A 21,917-nucleotide genomic window follows, 5' to 3' on the forward strand; every position below is an offset into this window, starting at 1 on the left:
CGCGAAGGCGGGGGCCGCTCGCGTTTTACGCCTCGATCGCCGAACAGCGCCGCTTGCGGCCCCCGCCTTCGCGGGGGCGACGGCATATCAAAGCATCACCAGCTCGGCCTTGGCATCCAGCGCATGCGCCAGCGAGCGCAGGCGGCGCTCGACCGACTCGCCCGCCAGATGATGCCAACCATGATCGAGGCTGAGCCGCAGCTTGCCGTCGATCAGCGCGATGTGGCTGGCCTTCAGCGGCGCCTCGACCCCGCCGGTCAGTCGCTGTGCCAGCCGGATCGCCAGCCCCCATTGCCGCGCGCGCGCCAGCCGGTCAGCGGTGACGAGCCTGCCCATGTCGGGGAAATCGCTGTCGGCACCGCCGAACCCCGCGTGCAGCGCGCGCGCGAGCAGGATCCGCCCCGGAATGTCGATGCCGCGCCAATTGCCGTGCAGCCCGATTTCGGTGCCGCGTTCAGCGCGGAAGTCGGGGTTGGCCGACCAGGCGACGTCGCTGAGCAGGCTGGCGGCGAGCCGGACGCGGCTGTCGGCGGGCGCTTCGCCGGCAAACAGCGGCGCGATCCATTCGGTGATGGCGCGCCCGTGCGGCGCAAAGCGCGCGAGGCGTCGGCCTTCGAATTCGGCGGCGACGATCAGCGGGTCCTGCGCGCGCGTTTCGGCGTCGAGCGCCTGATAGAGCAGCCCTTCGCGCAGCCCCGATGACGACACCGTCATTTCGGGAACGTCGAGGATGTTCACGAGCGCCGCGAGCAACGCCGCCGCATCGGGCAGCGCCGCGGCGCGGTTCGACGCCATCCCGGGGATGGCGCGCAACTCCTCGAAGCTCAGGCGGTTGGTTGCTCGCACCAGACGGCGCAGCGCCGACCGCGGCAGGCTGTGCTGGTCGAGCACCGCGAGCGGGTCTTGCGTCAATTCGAGATCGAGTCGCGACAGCGCGCGCCACGACCCGCCGACCAGATAGAGGGGCAGTCCCGACATCCCGTCGGGCCAGCCGGCGCCGCGCAGCATCTTGCGGACGGCGCGCTCGAACGCCTGTTGCCCCTGCTTGCGCAGCGCGGGCAGGCGCAGCACGCCGAGCGGAAAAGACGCGCGGCGCCCGACCTGTCCATCCGCGACCTCGGCCAGTTCGAGGCTGCCGCCGCCAAGGTCGACCGCGATACCATGCGCGTCGGGGATCGCCGACAGCACGCCATAACCCGCGGCTTCAGCCTCTTCCTCGCCCGACAGCAGCCGGATCGCCAGCCCGGCATCGGCGGCGCTGGCGATGAATTCGGGTCCGTTCTCGGCGTCGCGCACGGCTGCGGTGGCCACGCACAGCAGGCTTTTGACCTCCATATGTTTGGCGAGCAACGCATAGCGGCGGAGCGCCATGAGCCCGCGCATCGCATCCTCGCTGGCAATCCGTCCGTCGACTGCCAGCCCGCGGCCGAGCCCAGCGGCGACCTTTTCGTTAAAGATCACCGCGGGCGCGCGCGACGGTCCTTCATAGACGACGAGGCGAACCGAGTTCGAACCGATGTCGATCACGGCCGAACGGTGAACCGCCGACTTCGAGGCGCGCAGCAATCCCAAGGCGTCAGACTTCGCGCATCGTGAAAGCGAGCGTCGGGACGTCCTGACGCTTGTGCAGCGCCGTCCCGCGACCCGACAGGGACGGGTTGTTCATGAAATAATGATGCAGGTTAAAGGGCTTGTCGCCGGACGCGGTTCGCACATAGATGCCGTCGGGTTGCAGCACCCAGCTTTGTTCATTGTCGATCAGATTGGCGACAAGCACCTGATCGAGGATCTGGTCGTGCACCGTCGGATTGTCGATCGGGATCATATATTCGACGCGGCGGTCAAAATTGCGCGGCATCCAGTCGGCGCTGCTGATGTAGAGCTTCGCCGTGCGGTGCGGCAGCGGCGCGTCGTTGGCGAAGGCCCACACGCGGCTATGTTCGAGGAAGCGGCCGACGACCGATTTGACGCGGATCGTTTCCGAAAGCCCCTCGACCCCCGGCCGCAGACAGCAGATACCGCGCACGATGAGCTCGACCGGCACCCCCGCAGAACTCGCCTCGTAGAGCTTGTCGATGATGTCGGGATCGACGAGGCTGTTCATCTTGGCCCAGACCCCCGATGGCGCCCCCGCCTTCGCCGCCGCGATTTCGGCGTCGATCAGCTCGCTGAGATGCTGGCGCATGTTGAGCGGCGACATGGTGATGAGGTCGAGCCGTTCGGGTTCGACATAGCCGGTGATATAGTTGAAGAGCTGCGCCGCATCGCGCCCCGCGCGCGGATCGGCGGTAAAGAAGCTCAAGTCGGTATAGATACGCGCGGTGACCGGGTGATAATTGCCCGTGCCGAAGTGGCAATAGGTCCGATACCCCTGCCCTTCGCGGCGCACGACCATCGAAATCTTGGCGTGCGTCTTCCATTCGATGAAGCCGTAAACGACCTGCACCCCAGCACGTTCGAGCTGGTTCGCCCAGAGCAGATTCTGCTCCTCGTCGAAACGCGCCTTGAGTTCGACAACCGCGGTCACCGATTTGCCCGCCTCGGCCGCCTCGATCAGCGCGCGGATGACCGGCGACTGGTTGCCCGCGCGGTAGAGCGTCTGCTTGATCGCGACGACGTCGGGATCGGCGGCCGCCTGCCGCAGGAAGGACAGCACGACATCGAAGCTTTCATAGGGGTGATGGACGACGATGTCCTTCGAGCGGATCGCCGCGAAACAATCGCCGCCATGTTCGCGGATGCGTTCGGGAAAACGCGGCGAATAGGCCGGGAATTTGAGGTCGGGACGATCGACGTCGACGAGCGCCGACAGCGCCGCGAGCCCGATGAAGCCGCCGATCTTGGCAACGATCGCCTCATGCCCCTGAATGTCGGCATTGAGCAGCGCCGCGATTTCGGCGGGCATGTCGGCTTCCAGCTCCATCAGGATCACGCGACCGCGGCGACGGCGGCGAATCGCGGTGCGGAAGAGGCGGACGAGATCCTCGGCCTCTTCCTCCAGCTCGATGTCGCTGTCGCGGATGATGCGGAACACGCCCAATGAGCGGATCGCAAACCCCGGAAACAGGAGGTCGCCGAACAATTCGATCAGAAATTCGATCGGGACGAAGCTGGTCGCCTGCCCAGGCACCGGCACGAACCGCGGCAGCGAGGCGGGAATCATCACCAGTTCGCGGAGCGTGTCGCCGCTCGCCTTGTGCTGAAGGTCGAAAATGACCCCAAGGCCGCGGTTGGGGATGAAGGGAAAGGGATGCGCCGGGTCGAGCACCTGCGGCGTCAGGATCGGGAAAATCTGGTCGATGAAATATTGGCGCAGCGCGGTGCGCAACGCTTCCTTGTTCGACCCCGCGCCGTGGACGACAATGCCCTGTTCGGCGAGCTGGCGATGGAGCAATTGCCATTCGCTCTGCTGCTGGTCGACGAGGCGGTGGACCTCGGCCTCGATCTCGGCGAGCTGTTGCCCCGGCGAGCGGCCATCCGCCGACGGGTCGTCGATGCCCTGAAGCTGCTGCCCCTTCAGCCCCGCGACGCGAACCATGAAGAATTCGTCGAGATTGCTGCCCGAAATCGACAGGAAGCGGAGGCGTTCGAGCAGCGGGTGCGCGGGGTTGCGCGCTTCCTCCATCACTCGCCGGTTGAAGGCGAGCCACGACAGTTCGCGGTTGAAGAAGCGTTCGGAGCCGAAGCGCGGCGGCGTCGCCGCGGTGTCGGCGTCATTATCGGCGCGTAAGGGGCTGCCAGCTATCGACATGTCGCGTCATCCTGTCTTTCGAGCAAATCGGGATCGATGAGCCCCTGTGACAGTAATGTTTCACGCGTAAGACGAATGCCGATGCCGCCGCCCTTTTCGAGCGAGGCCGCATCGAGTGCCGCGACGACGCGGTGGATCATCGCATAGCTGCGTTCCATTCGCGGCACGATATAGGAGGCGACGCCGGGCGCCAAGGCCATCCCGCGCTGCGCAAAAAGCGCCTCAATCAGGTCGCGCGCAAGGCAATCGTCGGGATCGCCGATCGTCAGCACCGGCACCGCCGCGAGGCGCGAGCGGAGGTCGGGCAAGGCAATATTCCATGCGGCGGGCGGCGCGTCGGCGATGATCAGCAGCGGCGTGCCGCTCGCCTGCGCGGCGTTCCACGCGTGGAAGATTTCCTCTTCCGACACGCTGTCTTGGCCGTCGATCACGCGCCCGCCGGTGTCGGCGGCGAACAGGCGCCCCATCAGGCTGCGCCCCGAACCATGCGGGCCGGTGAGCACCGCGGTGCGGACGGGCCAGGTCGCCACATGGCGCAAATAGCGCACCGCATCGGCGTTGCTGGCCCCGACAATCAGCGGGCCATCGTTGGCGCCCCCTGCGCTCCAATCCAGCGGCAGGGCGATTTGACCGGAGCCTTTGCGCGCCATCAGCGGCTGATCCGCAGCTGGCCGCCGCCCTCCTGCACCGTAAAGCCGCGCGCGGCGAGCGCGGCGCGGAGCGCGGCGAGGTCGCCGCGGAAGGTCACGCGCATGACCGAGGTGCCACCGAGCGCGAGGCTGGTCGTCGACGCCGACTGGACCCCCGCGACGCCTGCGACCGCGCGTTCGGTCGCGGTGACCGAATCGACGTCGGGCGAACTATACTGGACGGTGAAGCTTTGCACCCCGGCGGCGGCGGTCACCGGCACGCTGCTGTCGGTTTCGGCGGGCAGCGCATCTTCGTCGGTGGCGAGCGTCTCTTCGGGCAAATCTTCGCGTTCGAAGGGCTTTTCGAGCACAAGATAGGTGTCGGTCCGAAGCACGCCTGCGGCGAGTGCGTCGATATAGATGCGGTCCATGCGGGCGACCGCCTTTTCCATCATGTCGGGCAGCGCCGCGGGGCTGGGCCCTGTCATCGTGAAGCTGGAAATCAGCTTGCTGTCGGGACCGAAGCGCGCGGTGAAAGTGCCTTTGATCGGGCCGCCGGGCCAGGAATATTCGACGCGTGCGATCGGCGTCAGCACGTCGGCGGCGCCATATTGGTCGAGGATCACGCGCCACCAGACGCGGCCGCGACGCCCCGTCTGCCCTGCGTTGATCAGCAGCGTGTCGGCGCCGGTGCCCGCGGTACGGACATAGTCGATCGCGCTTTGGCCCGTATTATATTCGGCCCAGGCGCGCTGCCAGGCGCTGCGCTGTTCGAACACCTGCGGGATGCCGTCGATCGAATAGACGGGGATGACGAGCAAGGGCGGCGAGCGGAGCGTGCGGCCGCTGACCCCCAAAATCTGACCCGCGCGGACGCGGTCAAACTGGATGCCAAGGCGCGCGACGTAGCGGCGCGGGCCGATCTGTTCTTCCTCGACAACGATCGCGGTGACGATGCCGTCGAGCACCGAATCGCCGAGCGCGGGACCGTCGCTGCCGTTCAATTTGCGATAGAGCTGCGCCCAGCCCTTGCGCTGCGCCTCGCGCCAGCCCTTGGTGCGCGCATCGTCGGCATTGTCGCCGGTGACGTCGACGAGGATCCCGCTGGCAAGGAAATCGCCGCTGCTGTTGATCGGAGTGATGCCGCGATTGCCGCGCGTGATCTGGCCGTCGACGATGCCAGCGAGCAAAATCGCGAAAAACAGGCCGACAAGCGCCGCCCAGCGCCAGTCACGGGGCGCCAGCGAGCGAGGGAAAAGGCTCGGGGCGAAGCGGGGAATGGCAGCCGAAGTCATATCTTCTCTATGCTCTGCCCAAAAGCGTGGCCCCGGACAAGGAAATCATGGCATTTCGTGGCCAGAGTCGTTAGTCGCGCTGGCCATGGATTCCAAGCACAACTCACCCGCCTCCTACACATATGCGCAGGCCGGCGTATCGATCGAAACCGGCAACGCGCTGGTCCGTGCCATTGCCCCGCTCGCCCGCGCGACGCGCCGTCCCGGCGCCGATGCCGACCTTGGCGGTTTTGGCGGCTTCTTCGACCTGAAGGCCGCGGGGTTCAACGACCCCCTGCTCGTCGCCGCGAACGACGGCGTGGGAACCAAGCTCAAGCTTGCGATCGAATCGGGCAAGCATGACGGGGTCGGGATCGACCTCGTCGCCATGTGCGCGAACGACCTGATCGTGCAGGGCGCCGAGCCGCTGTTTTTCCTCGATTATTATGCGACCGGCAAGCTCGACAACGATGTTGCGACCGAAGTCGTCGCGAGCATCGCCGAGGGCTGCAAGCAGGCTGGCTGCGCACTGATCGGCGGCGAGACCGCCGAAATGCCGGGGATGTATTCGGACGGCGATTACGATCTCGCCGGTTTCTGCGTCGGCGCGGTCGAGCGCGACCAGGTGCTGACCGCCGACAAGGTGGCCGCGGGCGACGTCATCCTCGGACTCGCGTCGTCGGGGGTCCATTCGAACGGCTTTTCGCTCGTACGCCGATTGGCAACCGACAAGGGGTGGAAACTCGACCGCCCTGCCCTGTTCGACCAGAATATCCTGCTGATCGACGCGCTGATGGCGCCGACGCGCATCTATGTGAAGAGCCTGCTCCCGCTGGTAAAGACCGGCAAGATCCACGCGCTGGCGCATATCACTGGCGGCGGCCTGCTCGAGAATATCCCGCGTGTGCTGCCCAAGACGCTGCACGCGCATGTCGATGCCGATGCGTGGGACCAGCCGCGATTGATGGCGTTTCTGCAGGCGCAGGGGAATATCGAGCCCGAGGAAATGGCGCGGACGTTCAATTGCGGGGTCGGTATGGCGGTGGTCGTTGGCGAGGACGATGTTGCCGAGGTGACCGCAGCGCTGGAAGCCGCGGGCGAGACGGTCCACCGGATCGGGCATATCGCCGAGGGCGAAAAAGGCTGCACCGTCACCGGCAGCGCCGAGACGTGGAGCGCGATGGGGGCATGGAGCGCGACGCATAATGGATAATATCCTCCCTGTTGCGCAGCAATGGGGAGGTGGCAGCCCCGCAGGGGCTGACGGAGGGGCCGGTAGCGCGGCGTTTTCGCCTCTCCACCACGCCCTTTGGGCGCGGTCCCCCTCCCCACGCTTCGCGCAGGGAGGATTGGCGTGAAAGCCAGAGTCGCCGTCCTGATTTCGGGCGCAGGCACCAATATGGCGGCGCTGCTTTATGCGGCAAAAGCCGAAGACTGCCCTTATGAGCTGGTGCTGGTCGGCAGCAACGACCCCGACGCGCCGGGACTCAAGATTGCCGAAGCCGAGGGCGTCGCGACCTGGGCGCATCCGCACAAGGGCATGGCCCGCGACGCCTTCGACGCGCTTGTCGACACCGAACTGCGCAAAGCCAAGGCCGACTTTGTCGCGCTCGCGGGCTATATGCGCATCCTGAGCGACGATTTCGTCGCGCGCTGGCAGGGCAAGATGCTCAACATCCACCCCAGCCTGCTGCCGCGCTACAAGGGACTCGACACCCACCAGCGAGCGATCGACGCGGGCGACAAATTTGGCGGGTGCAGCGTCCACATCGTCACCCCCGGGGTCGATGACGGCCCGGTGCTGGCGCAGACGCCGGTCGCGATCTTGCCCGGCGACACCTTCGAAACCCTTGCCGCACGCGTACGGATTGCCGAGCATCAGCTCTATCCGCCGACCCTTGCCGCCTTCGTCACGCGCGAACGATCGCCCGACTATCTGCGCGCCCGCGTGCGCGATTTGGCGATGGCATTGCCCGAGGCGGACGAAGTTTTATCCCACGGCATGCCCTGCTTCGGGATCGTGAAGGGCAAGAAATTCGCCTATTTCACCGAAGATCATCATGGCGACGGCAAGATCGCGCTGCTGGTGAAGATCAGCGGCGCCGACGAACAGGCACAGCTGATCGAGCTCGACGAAGATCGCTATTACCGCCCCGCCTACTTCGGCGACGGCTGGGTCGGCATCCGCCTCGACCTTGGCGACACCGACTGGGACGCGATCGGCGAATGGCTGCGCAAGAGCTGGCTCGCGGTGGCTCCGAAGAAGTTGGCGGGGTTGATGGGCGCGGCTGACGAGTTCTAGCACTAGCATCATGGGCCGGTCCCTTTGCAGCCACGGGCGGAGTACCAGTGCTTATCGGTGATTGAGCGCGCTTCACGACGATCTAGGTTCAGGCTCTTCTCAACGGTGAGAGCCTCCCCGTCCATGCGCATAGCGTTCGTCCCCATCATGATTTTCGCGGCGCTGCAGGGCACCCCAGTACAGGCCGCCGAATGGGCGATGATCGACAGCGTCGAAACGAAGGGTGATCGTGCAATCTATTACGCCGACTATAGCGATGTCACGCTACGCAATGATGCATCGCTGACCGGTGTTCCCGTTCCGGGTCAGCCGCCACGGCGCGACAATTTGCCGCCGCTGCCGTTCGAAAATACCGAAGTGGCCTTTGTCGAGGTGATGCAGGTGTTTGAATCGGCTGCAAAGCCGCGGTACAGCAATTATCGCGTCGCCGCCGATTGCGCGCGGCGCCGGATGCAGATCGCGACAATCGATTCGATTTTCCGCGACCATCGAACGGATTTTTCAAGCCAGGGAACCGGCTGGTTCGACGTGCCGCCGGACGGATGGCTAAGCCGCGTCAACGCCATCGCTTGCGACCGCCAAGCAATCGTTGCGGCAACGGCAAAGGCGGCCCGCGACAAATCCTACGATCCGATGATCGAGCTTGGGCTGTTGCCTATCGGCAATTTCGTAATGACGGCGCCGATTGAAGAGTTGACCTGGTCGACCTTCTGGACCGACGCCACCCCGCCGCCGCTCCGTCCGCAATCGGAGGCCGAAGTGCGCGCGATGAAGCAAAAGGTCGACGAGATGATGGCCAATCTGAAAAGCCAGCTCGCCGGTTATGTTGCGATGGGCGAGGCGGCGCTGGCCGACCAGACCGGCGAGCGCGATTTCATGGCGCGCATCCGTCCCAATTTCAGGAGTAAAACGCGGTTGCAGCAAGCAATCTTCGGCAGCATGGCAGGCTGGACCGAGGCCGAGGTCATCAAATTCTGGGGTCGGCCCGCCGCGGTTCGCCAGGTCGGGGGAACGCAGGCGTTCGATTATGAATCGAGCTACGACACGCGCCAGCTGATCGTCCAGCAGCTGGAAACGGGCGATATCGAGTATGAGGTCGGCGATTTCGAATATTGTGCGTTGACGCTGTTCATGGCGCCAGGCGGTTCGAAACCGGGACTAAGGCTGGTAGATTTCGCGATCAGCGGGGACAATTGCCGACGGGCGACATTAAACCAGATCGGCCGTTGAAAATGAAGAGGCCCGCGGCGTGATGCCGCGGGCCTCTTCAAAAATGCGAACCGCGGGCCGGTTTACCCGACGATTTCTTCGGGCTTGAAGAAGTACGCGATTTCGATCGCGGCGTTTTCGTCGCTGTCCGAACCGTGCACCGTGTTCGCTTCGATGCTTTCGGCGAGTTCCTTGCGGATCGTGCCGGGTGCGGCGTCCTTGGGGTTGGTGGCGCCCATGATGTCGCGGTTGCGCTGCATTGCGTCTTCACCTTCCAGAACCTGGACGACGACCGGGCCGCTGATCATGAAGTCGACGAGTTCGCCGAAGAAGGGGCGTTCCTTGTGGACGGCATAGAAGCCCTCGGCCTGTTCGCGGCTCATGTGGATGCGCTTCGACGCGACGACGCGCAGGCCGGCGTCTTCCAGCATCTTGGTGACGGCGCCGGTCAGGTTGCGGCGCGTGGCGTCGGGCTTGATGATCGAAAAGGTGCGAGTGACCGCCATGGGGGAAGCTCCTGCTTTGTTATGGTTTGCGATGCGCGCGCCTCTAGCCGCGCTTTCGCGCCGCCGCAAGGTCGGAGAGTGTACCCCGTACGGGCGCGCGTCAGCCGCCGCCGTGCGTGATGGTGCCGTTCACCTGCGATCCCGTTTGCGTGGCCGTGATCTGCACCCCGCCCTGGCCGTCGCCGGATTTTTCGGCACCGATGATCATGGTATCGCCGCTCTTGATCTCGCTGGTGACCTTCATGCCCGCCGCTTCGGCCTGTTTGCGGAAATGCGCGATGACATCGGTGGCCTTGGCATCAACCTCGAAACTGGCCATCCCGCCGGTGCCCTCGGTGCCGCTGGCCGAAAAACCCCCGGTCATCTTCGAGCCTGGATAGGGGGCAAAGCCCGCCGGGAGCTTGGCATTGCCCGCGCCGCCGCCGAACACCATCTCGCCGTCTTCGGTCTCGATGCTGACCTTGCCGCTCTCGCCGTCGTCGCTGCTGGTAATCTTATAATCGGCGGTCTGCCCGGTTTCCGGATCGGTGTAAGTGCCGCTGGCAACTTCGGACTCCGATTTCGAACCGCAAGCGGCAAGGAGCAGCGCGCTGGCCGCCAGGGCGATAACGGAAATTCTGGTCATGATCGGCTCCCGTTGCTGATTATCCTGATGCGTGCCACCGCGCGCGCAATCGCGCGGTGACCCTCGTCACACTCACGGCCCCTCCGACCAGCGGCCGTTTTCGTCCTGTTTCCAGAAGCGATTATCGATGTCGTCGCGCGCGGCAAGCGTGCGCCAGAGTGTACGAGCGTCGTCGATGCGGCTGTTGTCGAACATCAGAAAGCTGCGGTCGAACCCCAGCGCCTCGTCGCGCCATTCGCCGTCGGCGAGCGCGACATGCGTCGCGCCATTGGCGACCGCGGCGTCGAATGTGCCGGAAATCAGGATCGGCTCGATTGCCGCGTCGGGCGAGCCGGCGTGGCCATGCGGCAGGAAGCTGGCAGGCTGCAACGTCCACAGCGCGTCATCGATCGACTGCCGCTGCATCGCAGACGCGGCAACCACCAGCAAGCGGTCGCCGTTCGCCAAAACGCGCGCCGCGATAGCGGGGAGAACCCGTTCAACCGGATCGCGGGTCAGCCGGTAGAAGTCGACGCGCGGCACGTAATTCTCCGCTTAGCCTCTCACCGAAACCCTGAGCCTGTCGAAGGGTGCCCATCTGAAAAGCGCCCTTCGACAAATTCAGGGCTACGGTAGTTACCCATCGATCAACCCTCGTGGTTCTCGGCAATGTACCGGTCGAGCAGACGCACCCCGTAACCCGTCGCGCCCTTGGCCCACACCGGCCCATCCTTGTCCGACCAGGCCGTACCGGCGATGTCGAGGTGCGCCCAGGCGACGCCCTCGTCGACGAAGCGTTTCAGGAACTGCGCCGCGGTGATCGAACCGCCCTCGCGCGGGCCGATATTTTTCATGTCGGCGATCGGGCTGTCGATCAGCTTGTCATAAGCCGCCGAGAGGGGAAAGCGCCACAGCTTGTTATTGCTCGTCTCGCCTGCGGCGATCAGTTTGTCCGCAAGCGCGTCGTCATTGGCAAAGATGCCCGCATATTCATGCCCGAGCGAGATCACCATGGCGCCGGTCAGCGTCGCGAGATCGACAATGACCTTCGGCGAATACATCTTCTGTGCCCAGGTGATCGCGTCGCACAGCACCAGCCGCCCCTCGGCGTCGGTGTTGAGTACTTCGACCGTCTGGCCCGACATCGTCGAGACAATGTCGCCGGGGCGCATCGCATTGCCGTCGGGCATGTTTTCGACGAGTCCGACCACGCCCACGACATTCGCCTTGGCCTTGCGGCCCGCAATTGCCTTCATCGCGCCTGCGACGGCACCCGCGCCGCCCATGTCCCATTTCATCATGTCCATGCCGGGGCCGGGCTTCAGGCTGATCCCGCCGGTATCGAAGGTCACGCCCTTGCCGATGAATACCACCGGCTTGTCGCCGTCCTTGCCCCCGTTCCAGCGCATCGCGAGCAGCCGCGGCGGACGGGTCGAGCCCTGCGCGACGCCGAGCAGCGCGCCCATACCGAGCGCCTGCATCTGGCGTTCGTCGAGCACCTCGATTTCGACGCCAAGCTCGGCAAGATGCTGGCAGCGTTCGACGAAGCTTTCGGGATAGAGGATATTCGGCGGTTCGGCGACGAGCGTCTGGGTCAGGGCGACACCATCGGCGATGGCTGCGTTCTCCGCCCAGCGTGCCGCCAGGTCGCGGTGCGGCGACGCGATGGTCAACGACTTGAGGCTGGGCTTTGCGTTGTCGGCAAGCCGCGTGCGATAAGTGTCGATCCGCCAGTTCCGCAGCCTTGCGCCCATGGCGAACGCCAGCACATCCTCTTCATCGACTGCGCCCGCGCTTGCAAAATCGACATGGACCGCCGCGGCGCCGCTGGTCTGCAAGCGCGCGGTCAACGCCCCGCCCGCACGCTCGAGGTCGTGCACCGACCCTTCGCCGATCCCGACGAGCAGCAGGCGCAGCACGCGCCCGCCATCGACCGCGGCGGTTTCGGCAATCCCGCCCGCCGCGCCCTCGAACCGCGCCTGTGCCGCGGCGCCACCCAGCAACGCACCGTGCGGCTCGCCCAGTGCCTGGACGAAGGCGTTCAGCTCGCCCTTGCAGACCGGAAACGCGACGACGTCGGCAGACGCATCGATTTGCGCGACAAAGTGAATGTCCATTCGGTAACTCTCTTATGCGAAGATTGATTGCAACGTGCGGGACCGATAGGGGTTTCGCTTGCGAGTTGCAAAAACAAAGCAGCCGGTCCAACCCGGGCGGACGCGATCGATCAAGTGGGACAAAGTGATTAAATGAGCTGGACTTTGTTCCAAAGCGCGCACCGATCGCAGCGGCTGTGGCTGGCCACCGCGAGTGGATTTGCGCTGCTCGCCAGCCCTGCGGCGGGACAGCAGATCGGCGATTCGCGTCCCGCGCAGGAAATTGCTGGCGAGCCCGATCTTCAGACCCCCGATATTGCGCCGGTCACCTCCGACGCCCCGGCGGTCGCCGCCGACGATCAGGTCGGTTTTGCCGCCGACAGCCTGAATTACGACAGCGATACCGAAGTCGTCGTGGCCGAGGGCAATGTCGCGATGAACCGCGAAGCGATTTCGATGCGCGCCGACAAGGTGACGTGGAATCGCAAGACGGGCCAGGTGTTCGCCGAGGGCAATGTCGCAATCAAGAATCCCGAGGGCGACATTGCGTATGGCGACCGGATCGAGCTGACCGATAGTTTGCGCGACGGCGTCGTCGAAAACCTGCTCGTTGTCCTCGACAACGGCTCGCGGTTGGCCGCGGTCAAGGGCACGCGGTTCGAGAACGGCAATATTCAGCTGGAGAATGCCGTCTACACGGCCTGCCCGGTCGAAGATGCCGACGGTTGCCCCAAGAACCCGAGCTGGCAGATCCGCGCTGTCCGGGTGACCTATGACCGAGCGAACAACAAGGTCCGCTACAAGGGCGCGCGGGTCGAGATTTTCGGCCTGCCGCTGATCCCGCTTCCCGGGCTGAGCCATCCGGCGAACAGCGAGGCTGGCAGCGGCATTTTGGTACCCGAGATCCGGCTCGACCGCAGCAACGGCTTCGAAATTGCAGTGCCTTATTACCTGCGCCTGGCACCCGACCGCGACATCACCATCACCCCGCACCTCTACACCGGCGCCGCACCGATGCTGGAAGGCGAATTCCGCGCGCTGACCGACATTGGTTCGTTCCGCATCAACGGCTTTGCGACCTACAGCTCCTTGGTCCCGCTCACCGGTGAGGACCCCGACAGCCGCAAACGCTTTCGCGGTTACCTTGAAAGCGCCGGCAAGTTCCAGTTCGACCCGCGCTGGAGCTTCAGCTATTCGGGCCGCATCGCGACCGACCGGACGTTCATGCGCCGCTACGACATCAGCCGCGACGACCGGCTGCGCTCGACCTTCGAGCTCGAGCGGATCGGCGGCAATTCCTACCTCTCGATCGCGGGTTGGGCGACGCAGACGCTGCGCGCCAACGACAGCCAGGGGCAGCAACCCATTGCGCTGCCGATCATCGATTACCGCCAGCGTTTTGCCGATCCGGTGCTGGGCGGCCAGGTCGAGTTGCAGCTGAACACGCTGGCGATCGGGCGCACCGCGGGACAGGATACGCAGCGCGCCTTCGCGGGTGCACGCTGGGATTTGCGCGGCCTGACGCGGCTGGGGCAGGAAGTCACCTTGACCGCACTGGTGCGCGGCGATGTCTATCACAGCGATGAAAATCTGCTGACTGCGATCCCCGGCTATCGCGGCAAGTCGGGCTGGCAGGCGCGCGGCATCGCGGCGGTCGCCGCCGACATGCGCTGGCCCTTTGTCGGGGAGTTTGCAGGCGGCACCCAGACGCTGACTCCGCGCGTCCAGATCGTCGCCACCCCGCCGATCGAAAATATCGACATCCCCAACGAGGATGCCCGCGCCTTTGATCTGGAAGACAGCAACCTGTTCGCGACCAACCGCTTCAACGGCTATGACCGGTTCGAGGATGGCGCGCGCATCACCTATGGTGTCGAATGGAATTTCAGCCGCCCGGGCTTCAACATCAGCAGCAGCGTCGGGCAAAGCTATCGCCTGTCGGACAAGCCCGCGCTGTTCCCCGACGGGACCGGACTGACCAGCCGCACGTCGGACGTCGTCGGGCGGACGACGATCGCCTATCGCGACTTCTTGCGCCTCACCCACCGCTACCGGCTCGACAAGGATAATCTGGCCATCCGCCGCAACGAATTCGACGCGACGATCGGCAGCCGGTCGACCTATGCGGTACTCGGTTATTCGCGACTCAACCGCGACATCCTGTTGCTCGGCGAAGATTTCCAGGACCGCGAGGAAGCGCGCGTCGGCGGACGGGTCAAGGTGGCACAATATTGGTCGGTCTTTGGTTCGGCGATCGTCGATCTGACCAAGCGAAGCGACGATCCCTTGAGTACCGCCGACGGGTTCGAACCGATTCGCCACCGGCTGGGGGTGGCCTATGACGACGATTGCCTGTCGATCGCGCTGACCTGGCGCCGCGACTATGCCGATACCGGCGACGCCCGGCGCGGCAACAGCTTCTCGTTCCGCATTGCTTTCCGCAACCTCGGGTTCTGAACGCGTCGCTCAGCGTAGGTTCAGCGTGCCCGACCTAAAGGCGGGTTCGAAACACGTCCGGATGGCGGATTGCGCTGGACCATCGGGCGTATCCGCTGATACGGAGCGTCCAAACCTTCTCGAATAGGGTAAAGATGACCAAGTTTTCGACCATGATCAGCCTGATCGCCGTGGCCGCCGTCGGCATCACGCCGGTGTTGGCCCAGACTGTCAGCGACAATGAAGTGCCGACGACCAGCCTCAATATTCCGGGCAACGTCCAGATCTTCGGCGATGCCAAGGGCAATGTCTATCGCCCGTCGGCGACCGTGAACGGTGAGATCATCACCGCCACCGACATCGAACATCGCATGGCGCTGATCCGGATCGCCAACAATGATGTCGCGCTGCCCCCCGAAGAGTTGCAGCGGCTGCGCCAGCAGGTTTTCAGCAACCTGATCGACGAGAAATTGCAGATTCAGGAAGCCAAGGCAGCGGACATCACGATCGACGAAAATGTCGTCAACGACCAGTTCGCGCGGCTCGCGCTGCGCTTCAAGCAGACGCCCGAGCAGTTTTCGACCTATCTCGCTTCCAAAGGTTCGTCGGCGGCTGCGGTAAAACAGCAGATCCGCGGCGAATTTGCCTGGGATCGCCTGTTGTCGCGCAACATCCAGTCGACCACGAACGTCTCGACTGAGGAAGTGGAATCGGTCGTCCAGCGGATGAACGATGCCAAGGGACAGGATGAGTTCCATCTTGGCGAAATCTATCTGTCGGCACCGCCCGAAAATGTTGCTGCGGTGGTCGAGAATGCCCGCAAGATCATCCAGGCCTTGCAGTCGGGCGGCAGTTTTGCCGCTTATGCGCGCCAGTTTTCCGAAGCATCGACCGCCGTCGTCGGCGGCGATCTGGGCTGGGTAAAGGCAGGCCAGTTGCCCACGTCGATGGCGGAAGCGGCCGCGACGATGCAGCCGGGCCAGCTGGTCGGTCCGATCGAGGTTCCCGGCGGCGTGTCGATCATGCTGATGGTCGATCGGCGCCAGGTGCTGACCGCCGATCCGCGCGACGCGATCCTCAGCCTCAAGCAGATCTCGCTCGATTTCCCCGCCGGTACCACGCAGGCGCGGGCGTCGGAAATCGCGGGACAGTTCGCCGAGGCGACGCGCAATATCGCGGGCTGCGGCGCTGCCGATGCGGTTGCCGCGCAATTGGGCGCCAATGTGGTGTCGCGCGACAATATCGAAATGCGGGTGTTGCCCGCACCGCTCCAGAACACGCTGGTGAATTTGCAGATCGGCCAGACGACCCAGCCGTTCGGCGCTGCCAACGAAGGGATCAGCGTCCTGGTTCTATGCGGCCGCGACATGCCGCAAACGGCAACGGCGCCGAACATCGAGCAGATCGAACAGCGCCTGCTCGAAGAAAAGGTCAACAAGCGGGCTCAGCGCTATCTGCGCGATCTCCGCCGGGATGCCGTGATCGAATATAGCTAATGGCTTACCCTGATCTTCGACAGCCGATCGCGGTCACCATGGGTGATCCGGCCGGCGTCGGACCCGACGTGGCCGCCCGCGCCTGGGCCGCGCGCCGCGAACATGGCCTGCCCGCATTTGTCGCGATCGGCGACTCGGCGGCAATCGAAGCGGTTTGGGACGGTCCGATCGCCCGCGTCGGCGACATGGACGAGGTGCAGCGGGTGTTCGACGACGCGCTGCCCGTGTGGCACCTGGAAGACAGCGGCCCGCTGACCCCCGGCACACCGACCGCCGCGGGCGCAACCTGCGCGCTGCACGCGCTCGAGACCGGCATCGGCCTGACCCGCAACCAGGCGAGTTCCGCGCTGGTCACCGGTTCGGTGTCGAAATTCGCCCTGCACGGTATCGGCTACACCCATCCCGGCCAGACCGAATTCATCGCCGAACGCTGCGGCGTCACCGCAACCAATGCGGTGATGATGCTGGCGGGGCAATCCCTCCGCGTCGTTCCGCTGACCGTCCATATCCCGCTCGCCCAAGTGCCCGAGCGGCTGACGGTCGAGCTGATCGTCGCCAAGGCGCGGATCGTGGCGCGCGGGCTGAAACGCGATTTCGGCATCGAAAGCCCGCGCATCGCGCTCGCGGGGCTCAACCCGCACGCCGGGGAAAGCGGCCAGCTCGGCAGCGAGGAAGACCGCGTCATGATTCCCGCGGTGGCACAGCTGGCCGAGGAGGGCATCATCGTCGATGGTCCGCTCGCCGCCGACAGCCTGTTCGCGCCAGCCGTCCGCGCGCGCTATGACGCCTTGCTTTGCGCCTATCACGACCAGGCGCTGACACCATTCAAGGCGCTGCATTTCCACGACGGCGTCAATCTGACGCTTGGCCTGCCGATCATTCGGACCTCGCCCGACCATGGCACCGCGTTCAACATCGCCGGTACTGGACTGGCCGATCCCGGGCCGACAATTGCCGCGATCGCGATGGCCGCCACGCTTGCCATAGCGCGCGAGCGCAGCTGCGCGCCAGCGAAGTGACCGCCCGCCCAGCGCCCGACCTGCCCCCGCTACGTGAAACGGTGCGCGCGCACGGGCTCTCCGCCAGCAAGGCGCTCGGGCAGAATTTCCTGTTCGACGAGCAACTGCTCGACCGCATAGCGGCAATCCCCGGCGACCTCAACGGCGCCACGGTATTCGAAGTCGGCCCCGGCCCCGGTGGCCTGACGCGCGCCCTGCTCCGTGCCGGGGCAAAGGTGATCGCGGTCGAACGCGACGATCGCTGCCTGCCGCTGCTCGCGGAATTGGGCGAGGCGTTCCCGGGGCAGCTGACGGTGATTGCCGACGATGCGATGGCGGTCGACGTCGACGCGCTGACCGGCGGCGCGCCCTATCATATTGTCGCGAACCTGCCGTACAATGTCGGGACCGCGCTGTTCACCCGCTGGCTCGAACCCGCCGCATGGCCGCCGCAATGGCGATCGCTCACCCTGATGTTCCAGCTCGAGGTCGCCGAGCGCATCGTCGCGCCGGTCGGGACCGATGCTTATGGACGGCTCGCGGTGCTCGCGCAGTGGCGGTCGAACGCGAAGATTGCGATGAAGGTCCACCGCTCGGCCTTTACCCCGCCGCCCAAGGTGATGTCGGCGATCGTCCATGTGACGCCCGCCGACGAACCGGCGGGGGTCGATGCGAAGCGCCTCGCAAAGCTCACCGAAAAGGGATTCGGCCAGCGGCGTAAGATGCTGCGCCAGAGCCTGAAGGGTGTCGAAGGCGCGGTCGCGGCAGCCGAAGCGATCGGGATCGAGCCGACCCGCCGCGCCGAAACGGTCAGCGTCGCCGACTGGATCGAGCTGGCGCGGACGCTGGGGGGTTAAGATAGGTCGCCACGACTTGGTGGCGAGTGGCATGTCGGTTTTGGGGTGGGGAGCGGTCACAAGCTCCTCTCCCCTTGTGGGAGAGGATAGCGCAGCTTGCTCCGTCAGGAGCTAGCGAAGCTTGGTGAGGGGGCGGACGCCAGCACGCGCAAACCCCTCTCTCAACTGCGGCTAGGCAGCAAAGCTGCCAAGCCTTCGTATCTCTCCCACAAGGGGAGAGAAGAAATGACGTACGTCGGCAATCGGTCGTTTCCGGTCATTCGATCCAAACCGACGCGAATGGCAGCTAACGACCGTTAACCGCCGTTCCCAATTGCGCTGGGGCGAGGATCAGTTCTGGTTGCTGGCCCCAACCGTCGCGACGACGGGTTTCGGTACCAGCACTTCGGCGGCGACGACGCGCTTCGAGGCGCTCGATGCGATGGTTTTTTCCAGCGCCGCCACCTGCGGGCATTTGTCGCCGCACACGCGCTGTGCTTCGACCAGCTTCTCGCGTGCCAGTTCCAGCGCGCCCTTGTCGGCCAGCGCTTCGCCCTGCCCGGTCAGCGCGACGATGTCATTGGGTTCGAGGACGAGGGCTTCGCGATACAGGCCGATCGCCTTGCCCGGCAGCCCCTGCGCGCGCGCGACCTGCGCCAGCGCGATGATCGCGGAGCGGTTGCGTGGGTCGGCGGCGAGCGCCGATTCATACAGATCGATCGCAAGGTTGAGATCGCCGGCTTCCTGCGCCTTTTGCCCTTCCTGCTGGAGCGCGGTCGAGCGCGGGAAGATGTCATTGTCGGCGCGCTGGGCATCGGATGCCGTGGGCAGGCTGGCCAGGATAAGACCCGCGGACAGAGCCAGAATACCGACGCGCATCGCATTCTCCCATCTATTCATTGGCGGGGATGCTAACATGGCGCTGTCAGTCGTGCGAGAAAAAATCCGTCGCTGCGGTCATATGCCGGGGTGAGCAGAAAACCGGCCCCCGCGGCGCGGCCAATACCGTCCGGCAGATAGCCGGTGTCGGCAGTCCAGCCCGGATGATGATGCAGAAAATCATCCACTTGTGCCCGCCCCTCGCGCGCGATGATCGAGCAGACGGCATAAAGAAGTTTGCCGCCCGGCGCCACAAGATCGGCGCCAAGCTCGATCAGCTTCGCCTGATCGGCGAGATGCCGGTCGAGCCGCGACGGGGTAAGCCGCCAGCGAAGCTCGGGACTGCGCCGCCAGGTGCCGCTGCCCGAACAAGGCGCATCGACGAAAACGCGGTCGGCCCTGCCCTGCCAGTCGGCGAGCATATCATGTTCCTTGCCGGGGTTGAGCAGCCGCGTTTCGATGCGCGTCGCGCCCGCGCGTTCGGCGCGCGGCAAAAGCTGCTGGAGCCGCGCGCGGTTGGTGTCGCAGGCAAGAATATCGGCGGCGTCGCCGGTCGCCGACGCGATCGCCAAAGTCTTGCCGCCGCCGCCAGCGCACAGATCAACGATCGCCTGCCCTGCATGGGCATCGAGCGCCGCAGCGGCATACTGGCTCGCGGCGTCCTGAACCTCGAAACGTCCCTCGGCATAGGCCGCGTGCTGGACGGCGGCGGTTTCGCCCGGCAGACGCCAGCCGTCGGCAAGCCCCGCGATCGGCTCCCCTTCGGGAAAGATCGTCGCGAGTTCCTCGCCGCTCGATCGCAGGCGATTGGCCCGGAGATCAAGCGATGCGCGGACTAGCATCGCATCATGCTCAGCAGCATCGACCAGCGGGTCGAACAGCGCGACGAGTGCGGTCGCGGCAAGCCCGGTTTCGGCGCGCGGTTCGTCGGCGGCAATCGCCGCGGGGCCGTAGGAAGACCCGTCGAACAGCACCGCCAGTTCGGGATTGGTGTCGGCGAGCGCGAGCATCGCGGCGCGGCCCGACGGCGGGGCCGACCGGACGCGGCGGATCGCATCATAGACGAGGCCGCGGATCGCGCGGCGATCCTTCGACCCCGCGTAGCGCCGCGCGCGCATCGCTTCGCCAAAGATCGCGTCGGCAGGCGCCCCGCCCTCGCGCGCCGAGGCAGCGATAGCGTCGAGGATTTCGATTGCGGTCTGGACGCGGGCGGCGGGGGTCATTCAATTCTCCCCCTCCCCTTTAGGGGAGGGCAGCGAGACTGGCCAGCTTGCTGGCATAGTCGCAGCGGGTGGGGTTATCCGGCCTTGCGCATCATCTTACGCTCAACCCGCCGGATAATTCGGCGCTTCGCGCGTGATCGCGACGTCGTGGACATGGCTTTCGCGCAGTCCCGCATTGGTGATGCGGACAAATTTGGCGCGCTCGCGGAAGTCGGCAAGCGTGCGGCTGCCGGTATAGCCCATCGCCGCCTTCACCCCGCCGACGAGCTGGTGAATCACGTCCTTCGCGGCGCCCTTGAACGGTACCTGACCCTCGATCCCTTCGGGGACGAGCTTCATCTGGTCCTTGATGTCCTGCTGGAAATAGCGGTCGGCCGAGCCGCGCGCCATCGCGCCGACGCTGCCCATGCCGCGATAGCTTTTGTAGGTCCGGCCCTGGAACAGGAAGGTTTCGCCCGGCGCCTCGGCGGTCCCGGCCAGCAGCGAGCCGACCATGACGCACGATGCGCCCGCCGCCAGCGCCTTCGCGATATCGCCCGAGGTGCGCAGGCCGCCGTCGGCGATGACCGGGATATTCTGTTTCGCGGCCTGTTCGACGCTGTCGAGGATCGCGGTCAACTGCGGCACGCCGACCCCGGCGACGATCCGCGTCGTGCAGATCGATCCGGGGCCGATGCCGACCTTCACACCATCGGCGCCCGCGTCGATCAGCGCCTTGGTCGCGTCACCCGTCGCGACATTGCCCGCGAGCACCTGGACGCGGTTCGACAGCTTCTTGATGCGTTCGACGGTGTGGCCGACCATCTTGCTGTGCCCATGCGCGGTATCGACAACGATCAGGTCGCATTCGGCGTCGAGCAGCGCTTCGGCGCGCTCGATCCCGGAATCGCCGGTGTTGGTCGCCGCGGCGACGCGCAGGCGGCCGCTACCGTCCTTGGTCGCGTCGGGGAAATTGACCGCCTTTTCCATATCCTTGACGGTGATCAGACCGATGCAGCGATAATCGTCGTCGACGACGAGCAGCTTTTCGATGCGGCGCTGGTGCAGCAGCTTGCGCGCCTCGTCCTGCCCGACGCCGGGCCGCACGGTTGCGAGGTTGTCGGCGGTCATCAGTTCGCGCACCGGCTGTCCGGGGTTGTCGGCGAAACGGACGTCGCGGTTGGTCAGGATGCCCACCAGCTTGCCGCCGGTTTCGACGACCGGGATACCCGAAATGCGGTGCTGGTTCATCAGAGCGGTAGCGTAAGAAAGCGGCGCGTCGGGGGTGATGGTGATCGGGTTGACGATCATGCCGCTTTCAAAGCGCTTCACCTGCCGCACCGCCGCCGCTTGCTCCTCGACGGTCAGATTGCGGTGGAGCACGCCGATGCCGCCGATTTGCGCCATCAGGATCGCCATGTCGGCCTCGGTCACCGTATCCATCGCCGAGGACAGGATCGGGATGTTGAGGCCGATCTCGCTGGTCAGCTGGGTCGACAGGTTCGCGTCCGACGGCAGGATGTCCGACGGGCCAGGCACCAGCAGCACATCGTCAAAGGTCAGACCGGTCGTGATTTCCATCGGGGCCACTTTCTGGTGCGGGCGGCGCCTGTCCCGCATTTCGGGGCGGCGCGCGCGATTCGTTTGGTGGCGGCCCATGTAACCAGTCGGCCCCGCGCGCGCCAGTGGGCGGCGCATG

General features: G+C 65.4%; 18 protein-coding genes. 7 read left to right on the plus strand and 11 right to left on the minus strand.

The features are described from left to right. Positions 1-87: 87 nt before the first annotated feature. Genes FFS18_RS01095 through FFS18_RS01110 form a run of 4 tightly spaced genes read right to left on the minus strand, consistent with a single transcriptional unit; the run spans position 88 to position 5,675 of the window. Positions 88-1,566 carry a Ppx/GppA family phosphatase gene (locus FFS18_RS01095; protein WP_502704162.1) on the minus strand — a complete coding sequence of 493 codons (1,479 nt, stop codon included), beginning with the start codon at positions 1,564-1,566 and terminating at the stop codon, positions 88-90. A 10-nt stretch (positions 1,567-1,576) separates the two neighbouring features. Beyond that, a complete protein-coding gene (locus FFS18_RS01100) occupies positions 1,577-3,751 on the minus strand; it encodes an RNA degradosome polyphosphate kinase (protein WP_137869405.1) in 2,175 nt (724 codons plus the stop codon). Next, on the minus strand, positions 3,742-4,401 hold the full coding sequence (locus FFS18_RS01105; protein WP_137869406.1) for an HdaA/DnaA family protein: 660 nt from the start codon (positions 4,399-4,401) through the stop codon (positions 3,742-3,744). Before FFS18_RS01105 ends, FFS18_RS01100 begins: the two co-directional genes overlap by 10 nt. Next, positions 4,401-5,675 (minus strand): heavy-metal-associated domain-containing protein, encoded by a 1,275-nt coding sequence (locus FFS18_RS01110; RefSeq protein WP_137869407.1) that lies wholly within the window; start codon positions 5,673-5,675, stop codon positions 4,401-4,403. The genes FFS18_RS01105 and FFS18_RS01110 overlap by 1 nt, the downstream gene beginning before the upstream one ends. An 85-nt stretch (positions 5,676-5,760) precedes the next feature. On the opposite strand from FFS18_RS01110, the gene purM reads away from it, so the two are divergent. From purM to FFS18_RS01125, 3 genes are all read left to right on the plus strand, one after another. Then, positions 5,761-6,867 (plus strand): phosphoribosylformylglycinamidine cyclo-ligase, encoded by a 1,107-nt coding sequence (gene purM / locus FFS18_RS01115; RefSeq protein WP_137869408.1) that lies wholly within the window; start codon positions 5,761-5,763, stop codon positions 6,865-6,867. 141 nt (positions 6,868-7,008) lie between these two features. Next, entirely contained in the window at positions 7,009-7,956 is a 948-nt protein-coding gene (gene purN / locus FFS18_RS01120) for a phosphoribosylglycinamide formyltransferase (RefSeq protein ID WP_137869409.1), read from the plus strand. Positions 7,957-8,079: 123 nt separating this feature from the next. Continuing rightward, positions 8,080-9,186 (plus strand): hypothetical protein, encoded by a 1,107-nt coding sequence (locus tag FFS18_RS01125; RefSeq protein WP_137869410.1) that lies wholly within the window; start codon positions 8,080-8,082, stop codon positions 9,184-9,186. A gap of 62 nt (positions 9,187-9,248) precedes the next feature. Here the strand turns inward: FFS18_RS01125 and ndk are convergent, their stop codons facing one another. The 4 genes from ndk to FFS18_RS01145 form a co-directional block, all read right to left on the minus strand. Beyond that, positions 9,249-9,671 (minus strand): nucleoside-diphosphate kinase, encoded by a 423-nt coding sequence (gene ndk, locus FFS18_RS01130; RefSeq protein WP_137869411.1) that lies wholly within the window; start codon positions 9,669-9,671, stop codon positions 9,249-9,251. 100 nt (positions 9,672-9,771) lie between these two features. Further along, positions 9,772-10,296, minus strand: coding sequence for a hypothetical protein (locus FFS18_RS01135; protein WP_137869412.1), 525 nt, complete (start codon positions 10,294-10,296; stop codon positions 9,772-9,774). A gap of 72 nt (positions 10,297-10,368) precedes the next feature. Beyond that, entirely contained in the window at positions 10,369-10,818 is a 450-nt protein-coding gene (locus tag FFS18_RS01140) for a DNA polymerase III subunit chi (protein WP_137869413.1), read from the minus strand. A 104-nt stretch (positions 10,819-10,922) separates the two neighbouring features. Then, complete coding sequence (locus FFS18_RS01145; RefSeq protein ID WP_137869414.1) at positions 10,923-12,392, minus strand: leucyl aminopeptidase; 1,470 nt, start codon at positions 12,390-12,392, stop codon at positions 10,923-10,925. A 132-nt stretch (positions 12,393-12,524) separates the two neighbouring features. Here FFS18_RS01145 and FFS18_RS01150 point away from each other — a divergent pair, with 132 nt between their 5' ends. The 4 genes from FFS18_RS01150 (at position 12,525) to rsmA (ending at position 18,158) form a co-directional block, all read left to right on the plus strand. Beyond that, the gene (locus FFS18_RS01150; protein ID WP_171005179.1) at positions 12,525-14,828 is read left to right on the plus strand and encodes an LPS-assembly protein LptD; all 2,304 of its coding nucleotides are present in this window, start codon (positions 12,525-12,527) and stop codon (positions 14,826-14,828) included. Positions 14,829-14,962: 134 nt separating this feature from the next. Next, a complete protein-coding gene (locus tag FFS18_RS01155) occupies positions 14,963-16,303 on the plus strand; it encodes a peptidylprolyl isomerase (RefSeq protein WP_120216781.1) in 1,341 nt (446 codons plus the stop codon). Further along, complete coding sequence (gene pdxA / locus FFS18_RS01160; protein WP_137869415.1) at positions 16,303-17,322, plus strand: 4-hydroxythreonine-4-phosphate dehydrogenase PdxA; 1,020 nt, start codon at positions 16,303-16,305, stop codon at positions 17,320-17,322. The genes FFS18_RS01155 and pdxA overlap by 1 nt, the downstream gene beginning before the upstream one ends. Further along, the gene (rsmA, locus tag FFS18_RS01165) at positions 17,319-18,158 is read left to right on the plus strand and encodes a 16S rRNA (adenine(1518)-N(6)/adenine(1519)-N(6))-dimethyltransferase RsmA (RefSeq protein WP_249340242.1); all 840 of its coding nucleotides are present in this window, start codon (positions 17,319-17,321) and stop codon (positions 18,156-18,158) included. Before pdxA ends, rsmA begins: the two co-directional genes overlap by 4 nt. 330 nt (positions 18,159-18,488) lie before the next feature. On the opposite strand, the gene FFS18_RS01170 is transcribed toward rsmA, so the two are convergent. The 3 genes from FFS18_RS01170 to guaB form a co-directional block, all read right to left on the minus strand. Next, positions 18,489-19,016, minus strand: coding sequence for a tetratricopeptide repeat protein (locus tag FFS18_RS01170; RefSeq protein WP_137869416.1), 528 nt, complete (start codon positions 19,014-19,016; stop codon positions 18,489-18,491). Positions 19,017-19,048: 32 nt separating this feature from the next. Beyond that, positions 19,049-20,239, minus strand: coding sequence for an RsmB/NOP family class I SAM-dependent RNA methyltransferase (locus tag FFS18_RS01175; protein ID WP_120216784.1), 1,191 nt, complete (start codon positions 20,237-20,239; stop codon positions 19,049-19,051). 102 nt (positions 20,240-20,341) lie between these two features. Continuing rightward, positions 20,342-21,799 carry an IMP dehydrogenase gene (guaB, locus tag FFS18_RS01180; protein WP_137869417.1) on the minus strand — a complete coding sequence of 486 codons (1,458 nt, stop codon included), beginning with the start codon at positions 21,797-21,799 and terminating at the stop codon, positions 20,342-20,344. Between the last annotated feature and the right edge of the window lie 118 nt (positions 21,800-21,917).

It is taken from the genome of Sphingopyxis sp. 2PD (assembly GCF_005503695.1).
Classification (GTDB): domain Bacteria; phylum Pseudomonadota; class Alphaproteobacteria; order Sphingomonadales; family Sphingomonadaceae; genus Sphingopyxis.